Genomic DNA, 7,816 nt, shown 5'->3' on the forward strand with positions numbered 1-7,816 from the left:
CACATGCGCGTAACCGCGCGTTTGACGACATACCAACCGGTTGGTATGTTTTGCCCATGTCGAGTCGAGCAGCCTCATCTCCCAACAAGCGCAATGCGCGGGCGCGCCTGCTCGACGCGGCGACAAAGCTGATCCGCGAAAAGGGCTTCACGGCGACCAGCGTCGATGAACTGTGCGCGGCAGCGGGTGTGACCAAAGGGGCGTTCTTCCACCATTTCGCCTCGAAGGAAGCGCTCGGCGTGGCTGCGGCAAACAACTGGGCGGAAACGACCTCCGCCCTGTTTGCCGGCGCTCCCTATCACCTGCCTGCCGATCCGCTCGACCGCGTATTTGCCTATCTCGATTTCCGGCGTGACCTGGTGTCGGACGAGATTGCCGCGTTCACCTGTCTGGTCGGCACCATGGTGCAGGAGGTGCACGGCACCAGCCCCGCCATCCGCCAAGCCTGCGAGGCGAGCATCTTCGGCCACGCGCAAAGCCTGGTGCCCGATATCACCGCAGCATTGGCGGCGCATAATGTCCACGGCGTTCAGCCGATCGACCTGGCGCTGCATTTCCAGGCGGTTCTGCAGGGCGGGTTTATCCTGTCGAAAGCCAGCGGCGACCCGGCGCATGCCAAGGCCAGCGTCGCGCATCTCAAAGCCTATGTCGCCATGCTGTGCGAGGTGCCCCTGCCTCAATGAAGCGACACAATGAAGAGGCCCAATGAAGAGGCCAAACCAAGAGGAGAGTTTGACATGCCCGGAACCGTCCATCTTCACCGCGTCTTGCCTGTCAAACCCGACAAGGTCTTCCGTGCCTTTACCGAGGCACAGGCGCTGGCGGCATGGTTGCCCCCTTATGGTTTTACGGCCGGCATCGAACATTTTGATGCGCGCGAGGGCGGCCGCTTTCGCATGGTGTTCACGAATTTCACCACCGGCGGATCGCATGGTTTCGGCGGCGAATTTCTGGAATTCGTGCCTGGAAAACGGCTGCGTTATACCGACCGCTTCGACGATCCCAACCTGCCCGGCGAGATCGTCGTCACGGTCGACTTCACGCCGGTATTGTGCGGAACGGCGCTGAGCATCGAACAGGCCGGCATTCCCGACGCCATCCCAACGGAGATGTGCTATCTTGGCTGGCAGGACTCGCTGGACAAGCTCGCGCGCCTCGTCACCCCTGAAATCAGCCAGTAATCGCGTTCAGAGGAAACCAGTCATGTCCAAGATGATTTTCATCAACCTGCCGGTAACCGACCTGAACCGGTCGATGGCATTTTACGCCGCCATCGGGGCGACCAACAATCCGCAGTTTACCGACGAGACCGCCGCCTGCATGGTCATGAGCGACACTATCCATGTCATGCTGCTGACCCACGACAAGTGGCGGCACTTCACGACGAAGCCGATTGTGGATGCCCATGCCAGCGCGCAGGTGCTGCTGTGCCTGTCTGCCGACAGCAAGGACGCGGTGAATGCCTACGTCGAGCAGGCCAAGGCCAACGGCGGAAAGGCTGACCCGACGCCGACACAGGATTTCGGCTTCATGTTCGGGCGCAGCTTTGAAGATCCTGATGGCCATATCTGGGAAGTGATGTGGATGGACATGGCCGCTGCGTCGGCAGCCATGCAGCAAGGGGCAGCCTGACATGCCGATCGATCCGCAAGCCGCCATCGAAATCACCGCCTACGACTGGGTGCCCGACATGGCGCGCGGACGGGTCAAGGATCTGCGAGTGCGATGGGCGCTGGAGGAAATCGGCCTGCCCTATCGCGTCCGTCTTGTCGGCGGGGCGGGCACCGAAAAATCCGCAGAGCACCTTGCCGAGCAGCCCTTTGGCCAAGTTCCGGTCTATCGCGAGAACGGCCTGACCCTGTTTGAATCCGGGGCGATCCTGATCCACATCGGCGAAAAGGACGAACGGCTGCTGCCCCGCGACCCCGCCGGGCGGGCGCGGGCGATCGGCTGGGCGTTCGCGGCGCTCAACAGTATCGAGCCGTTTCTCGGCACGCTGACCATCTTGCGCTTCTTCGCCGATGGAAAACCGTGGCAAGACGAAGCCAAGGCCGCGGTGCGCCCCTTGGCCGTCATGCGGCTGGCGCAACTGGCACGGGAGATCGGGGATCGCGACTGGCTGGAGGATCGCTTCACGATCGGTGACTTGCTGATGATCGACGTGCTGCGCAATGTTCCAGAACCCGGCCTCGTGGCAGCCCACCCCAACTTGGCCGCCTACGTCGAACGCGGCAGGGCGCGCCCTGCTTTCCAGGCGGCATTGGCAGCGCAGATGGCCGTGTTCCAGCAGGCGCGGCGATGACCCTTCTCCGTTCGAACGCAGGATCGCGGGCACGGCATCACGCCGGGATCGTCACACGCTGGCAAAACCGCGCACGGGAATGGCTGTGGTGTGCTTGAGTTCCGACAGCGTGACGGTGGACACGATGTCGATCACGCCGGGCAGCTTGAGCACCACCTTGAAGATGAATTTCTGATACCATTCCAGCGATTGCGCGATGACCTTGATCAGGATGTCGCGCTCGCCGAAAATGGTGTGGCACTCCAGGATTTCAGGCGTGATTTCGATCTTGCGCAGAAAATCCTCGCGCTGCTTGTCCGACAGCGCGGCCATCTTGAGCGTGGCGAAAACAATGATCGCATCGCCCAATTGCTTGCGATCGAGCAGGGCGACCTGGCCCTTGATATAGCCTTCCTCGCGCAGCCGTTGCAGCCGCCGCCAGCACGGCGATTGCGAAAGGCCCACCTTTTCAGCGAGTTCGGTGGTGGAAAGGCTGGCATCCTGCTGGATCTGGTCGAGAATCTTGAGATCGATCGGGCTGAGCGGTTCGGCCATGCGAAAATTCCTGCAATTTGCGCAATCGCTATCCGGGTTTTGGGTCAACACAAGATTAAATCGACGAAATGCATGGTCAGCTTGCATGAACGCCGCGTTGTGTTCCTGCCCGGCATGGTTATGCGCAAACACGCTGCGAAACGGCATGAATTGGCAGCGGCGCGCGGCTATGCAGGGCACCATGGCATATCGGCAGGGCAAAGAGGCGATGGTGGGCGCGGGGCTGACGCGGCGCCAGGCGATGCAGGGGCTCGGCGCGGGCGTGGCTGCCGGCATGGCAGTGGGCCCGCAGGCTGCGCACGCCGGGGCGGCGGCAACTGCACCAACCGTCATCGCGCCAATCGCCACCACGCTGCCGGCCCGCGCTGCCTTTGCGCCCACCAGCCTGGCCTACCTCGACAACGGATCGCAGCACCCGCTAAGCCTAGGCGGCCAGGCGGCGATTGAGGCATATCTCGCCAAGCGGCGGCTGGACCCGGCGGCACAAGGCTATGATCTGGACGAGGCCGGCCTGCTGGCCAAGTTTGCCCGGCTGATCAACGCCGATGCCGACGAAGTGACCTATGTGCAAAGCACCACGGCGGCCGAGCAGATGGTGCTGTGCGCCCTGGACCTGCCGGGCAACGGCGGTGCCCGCGTGGTGACCGACACGCTCCATTTCTTCGGCTCCATCCCGCTTTACGAAGAAATGGCGCGGCAGGGGGTGAACGTCACCTGGGTGCAGGCGGTGGACGGCCGCATCCGCATGGAGGATATGGCCAGGGCGCTTGCCGGTGGGGCGCGGCTCGTGGCACTTTCGCAGGTGTCGACGATCAATGGGTTCGAGCATGACCTCAAAGCGGTGTGCGACCTGGCCCATGCCCATGGCGCGCTGGTCTATGCCGATATGATTCATGCCGCCGGCTGCGTGCCGGTGGACGTGAAGGCCAGCGGTGTCGATTTCGCCGCCTGCGCATCGTACAAATGGCTGATGGGCGATTTCGGGCTGGGGTTCCTCTATGTGCGGCGCGATGTATGGCCGCGCCTCAAGCGCTGTGCCTATGGGTATTACGGCATCGATACGTTCCAGCCGCATATCTATCCGCTCGATCCGCCGGGGCAGGCGGTGGCCGACTACGCGTTTGCCGACAATGCCACCGGCCGCTTTGCCCTGGGCACCCACAGCCACGCGGTGATCGCGCAACTGCACCATTCGCTCGACTGGATCATGGCCACGGGCGTGGCGCGTATCCAGGCCCATGCGCAAGGGCTGGTAGCCCGGCTGAAAGCCGAATTGCCCGGGCGCGGCTATGCGGTGATGACCCCGCCCGAATGCCGCGCCCCGATCGTGACAGCGATCTGCGCCGATGCCCGCGCCAGGATTGGCCCGGCAATGGCGGCGGCGGGGGTCAAGCTGACGCTGTCGGCCAACCGTTTTCGCCTGACGCCTTCGGTGCAGAACGACGATGCCGACATAGACCGGTTCCTGGCGGCCCTGCCGCGCGCATGAAAGAGGCCAAGATGGCGCAAGACCTGGTGTTCATCGATGGCGAGCGCGTGCATCGCCTGCTCGATTATCCTGCCTGCATCGCGGCCATGGAGGCGGCGATGCGCGCGCTTTCGGGCGGCGCAACGCGACAATTGCCGCGCACCATGATCCACATGGGCGAGGGGCGCACCTTTGCCCAGATGACCGCGAGCCTGGCAGACGATGGCATGTTCGGGGCCAAGTTAATCAGCGTGTTCGCCGATCCGACCCGGCCGGGCCAGCGCAGCCATCGCGGCGTGATCACCCTGTTCGAGCCGGCACAAGGCCATCCCGTGGCCGTGGTCGATGCCGAGGCGGTGACTCACATACGCACCGCCGCAGCGACGGCCGTGGCCACGCGCGCCCTGGCCCGCGCCGATGCCCGCGTGCTGCTGATCATGGGCACCGGCGGGCAGGCCCATACCCACCTGGCCGCGCTGCCGCTGGTCCATCGTTTTGAGCGCATCCTGATCTGGGGCCGCGATCCTGCCCGCGCGGCGGCTGTGGTGCAGCAATGGCAGGACCGCTTGCCCGTGGCCGTGGCACCAGACGCGCAAGCGGCAGTGGCGCAGGCCGATGTGATCTGCACCGTGAGCGGCGCTGCCCAGCCGATCCTGCTGGGGCAATGGGTGCGGCCCGGCACGCACGTCAACCTGGTGGGATCGAGCGCGCCCGGCCCGGTGGAAGCCGACACCGCCCTTGTCGCGGCCGCGCGCTATATCGCCGACAGCAAGGCCAACGCGTTAGAGGCTGCTGCCGAATTCCTGGTCGCCCGCGCCGCCGGCGTGGTGAACGACGCCCATATCGTGGCCGAGATCGGCGAGGTGCTGCTCGGCCAGGTACCCGGACGCCGCGATGCGCGTGATATCACGCTCTACAAGTCGCTCGGCCACGCCGTGCAGGATATCGCCGCCGCGCAGTTGCTGCTGGAGCGCGTGCGGGCGGGGTAGGGGGTGCCCGCGTGCATGCGGGCGGGGAAAGTCAGTCTTCCTGAAACGGCAAATCCGCTGCCTCCGTGGAATGGAGGCAGCGGACCGTTGCGACCCGAATGGTTCGGGGGATTGGCCGTTCAGAAGGAACCGGCAAACTGCACGCCGACCGTGCGGGGCGGGATGTAGCGGCCATAGGGCGCGGTGGTGCCGTTGCGGTTGATCGCATAGAGCACGGCGCGTTCGTCGGTCAGGTTGCGCGCAAAGATGTTGACGCTCCACCCAGCGTCGAGCGCGACACCGGCGCGCACGTCGAGCTGGCCATAGCTGGGCAGCATCTGGCGTTCGCGCCCGGCCGCGGCGAGGCTGTTGAGGAAATCGCCCGGCCGCTTGCCCGTCCAGGCATAGTTCACGCCCAGCGAGCCGCTGACGCCTTCACCCAGGCGCACTTTCTGATCGAGCCCGATATTGGCAGTGAACCGCGCCGAGTTGGGCAGGCGATCGCCCTTGGCGCCAACCAGCGCGGAACCGCCATCGGTGGCCGCCGGCAGCGCCTGGGTCAGCACGGCATCGGTGAACGTGGCGTTGCCGCTGATCGCGCCGCCGGTCCAAGGCCGCACCGTTCCGGCCAGTTCCACGCCCCGGCTGCGCGCCTTGGCGCCGTTGGTGGTGAACGTCAGCTCGTTGGCCGAGGTGTTCTGCAACTGGATGCGGCTCCAGTCGATCTGGAACACCGACAGGTCGAAATCGAGCTTGCCCTCCAGCACCGAACCCTTGGCGCCCGCTTCATAGTTGACCACGCGGTCAGAGCGATAGGTGCCAGGTACGCCATCGGCCAGGGTATTGGTGCCACCGGGGCGATAGCCATTGGCAACGCGCGCATAGACCATCACGTCGCGCGTGATGTGCCAGCTGGGCGAAACCAGCCAGGTGAACGGGCTTTCCGAGGTGCGGTGTTCTTCGCTGCTGGAAAAGCCGAAGATGTATTGCGCAACGCCCGTGGTGGCGACGGTGGAAAGGTTGTCCTGCTTGTTGTGGGCATAGCGGCCGCCCACTTGCAGATCGAGGCCGGGCGCAAGGTGCCCGGTCACCGTGCCGAACGCCGCCAGTTCACGATAGGTCGAAGGCCCGGCGCCGACATACGGCGTGTCGATCAGGCTGCCACTGGCGTTCATCAGCAGCATGGTTTGCGAAATATTGGCGTGCTCGACCGAATAGAACCCGCCGAGCATCCAGTCGAGTGCCGTGCTGTTGCCCGAGAGGCGCAGCTCTTGCGAGAAGCGGGTGGCGCGGTGCGAATTGGTCAGGAACACCGACGACAGGCCGGGGTAATAGCGGCCGAGCAAACCGCCGAAGATGCTGGTGAGATCCTGGTAGGGCACGGATTCGTTGACGTTCCAGCCGGTGACCGAGGTGACCTGGACTTTGCCCAGATCGAGCACGGCGCGCGCCGAATAGACATCGAACTGGCTGCGGCTGGGCTGGCCCAGCACGCGGGTGACCGAATAGGGATCGGCGTTGACGCTGTTGAAATCGGTGTCGGACTTGAAATCGACCAACCCGCTGTTCTCGGTGCGCAGGCGCTGGCGAATGGCGCTGAGCGTGATCGTCAGGTTATCCACCGGGCGCAGCAGCAGCGCGGCGCGGCCGCCCCACTGGCGCTGGTGGTTGGCATTGGCCAGGAATTGCCCGGTGTTGCTGTCGGTGTTGTCCACCCAGGCCGGATCGCGGCGATAGAAGCCGCTGACCGCCAGCGCGACGCGGTCCTTGATCAGCGGCACGTTGAGCGAGCCACGCAGCGAATTGCCCTGGCCGCCATGGGCCACGGTGGAAACGCCCGCTTCCACCCGCCCGGTAAATTGCGTGGTGCTGGGGTCTTGCGTCACGTACTTGATGATGCCGCCCAGGCTGGCCGCACCATAGAGCGTGCCCTGGGGGCCGCGCAGCACTTCGATGCGCGAAAGGATCGCCGGGTCGAAATCGGGAATGTCGGTATCGCCGTTGGCGGTGGCCGAACCGAAGGGCACATCGTCAACCAGCACGGCCAGCGTGGGATTGGTGGCCCCGCCGGTGGTAATGCCGCGCAGCGACAGGCTGTGCACGGCCTGGCCGGAATATTGCAGGCCGGGGATGCGGTTGAAGTAGTCCCTGATGTTGGTCAGGTTCTGCTCGGTGAGCGTGTTGGCTGACAGCGCGGTGACCGGGGCAGGCACATCGATCAGGCGCTGGTTGGTCTTGAGCGCGGTGACGATGATCGTATCGCCCGGCTCTTCTGTGCTGGCCTGCGGCGCGACCGGCGTGGCGGTCTGCGCATGGGCACCCAGGGCCAGGCCGCCGGACAGAATCGGCGCCAGGGTCAGGGCCAGGGCGGATCGACGGCGGAACGCGCCGGTGGTGTTAGTCTGCATGGATGCCCTCATGTTCTGGTTGGTTCGTTATCGGCAAGAACACCACAACGGAGCGGGAATTTTTATTTGGATATGGCGTGGGCTGACCGGCTGCCGATTATATTTATGCGTGAAAGCGCGCTTGCGCGGTGTGAGC

8 protein-coding genes are annotated in these 7,816 nt (G+C 64.7%); 6 read left to right on the plus strand and 2 right to left on the minus strand.

Annotated elements, in window-relative coordinates; translation table 11 throughout:
• Positions 1-56 precede the first annotated feature (56 nt).
• Genes C8K14_RS17680 through C8K14_RS17695 form a run of 4 tightly spaced genes read left to right on the plus strand, consistent with a single transcriptional unit; the run spans position 57 to position 2,302 of the window.
• Positions 57-683, plus strand: a complete 627-nt coding sequence (locus tag C8K14_RS17680) for a TetR/AcrR family transcriptional regulator (protein WP_107718022.1) — start codon at positions 57-59, stop codon at positions 681-683.
• Between the two features lie 54 nt (positions 684-737).
• Positions 738-1,181 carry an SRPBCC family protein gene (locus tag C8K14_RS17685; RefSeq protein WP_062787731.1) on the plus strand — a complete coding sequence of 148 codons (444 nt, stop codon included), beginning with the start codon at positions 738-740 and terminating at the stop codon, positions 1,179-1,181.
• 22 nt (positions 1,182-1,203) lie between these two features.
• Complete coding sequence (locus C8K14_RS17690; RefSeq protein WP_062787729.1) at positions 1,204-1,632, plus strand: VOC family protein; 429 nt, start codon at positions 1,204-1,206, stop codon at positions 1,630-1,632.
• A 1-nt stretch (position 1,633) separates the two neighbouring features.
• Complete coding sequence (locus C8K14_RS17695) at positions 1,634-2,302, plus strand: glutathione S-transferase family protein (RefSeq protein ID WP_107718024.1); 669 nt, start codon at positions 1,634-1,636, stop codon at positions 2,300-2,302.
• Between the two features lie 51 nt (positions 2,303-2,353).
• Here the strand turns inward: C8K14_RS17695 and C8K14_RS17700 are convergent, their stop codons facing one another.
• Positions 2,354-2,836 carry an Lrp/AsnC family transcriptional regulator gene (locus C8K14_RS17700; RefSeq protein ID WP_022678075.1) on the minus strand — a complete coding sequence of 161 codons (483 nt, stop codon included), beginning with the start codon at positions 2,834-2,836 and terminating at the stop codon, positions 2,354-2,356.
• A 181-nt stretch (positions 2,837-3,017) separates the two neighbouring features.
• Here C8K14_RS17700 and C8K14_RS17705 point away from each other — a divergent pair, with 181 nt between their 5' ends.
• On the plus strand, positions 3,018-4,325 hold the full coding sequence (locus C8K14_RS17705; protein WP_233251137.1) for an aminotransferase class V-fold PLP-dependent enzyme: 1,308 nt from the start codon (positions 3,018-3,020) through the stop codon (positions 4,323-4,325).
• Positions 4,322-5,293 (plus strand): ornithine cyclodeaminase family protein, encoded by a 972-nt coding sequence (locus C8K14_RS17710; protein WP_107718026.1) that lies wholly within the window; start codon positions 4,322-4,324, stop codon positions 5,291-5,293. The genes C8K14_RS17705 and C8K14_RS17710 overlap by 4 nt, the downstream gene beginning before the upstream one ends.
• Positions 5,294-5,412: 119 nt before the next feature.
• On the opposite strand, the gene C8K14_RS17715 is transcribed toward C8K14_RS17710, so the two are convergent.
• Positions 5,413-7,680 carry a TonB-dependent receptor gene (locus tag C8K14_RS17715; RefSeq protein WP_158271953.1) on the minus strand — a complete coding sequence of 756 codons (2,268 nt, stop codon included), beginning with the start codon at positions 7,678-7,680 and terminating at the stop codon, positions 5,413-5,415.
• Positions 7,681-7,816: the final 136 nt, after the last annotated feature.

The sequence above is a fragment of the Novosphingobium sp. GV079 genome (genome assembly GCF_003058045.1).
GTDB lineage: Bacteria > Pseudomonadota > Alphaproteobacteria > Sphingomonadales > Sphingomonadaceae > Novosphingobium > Novosphingobium capsulatum.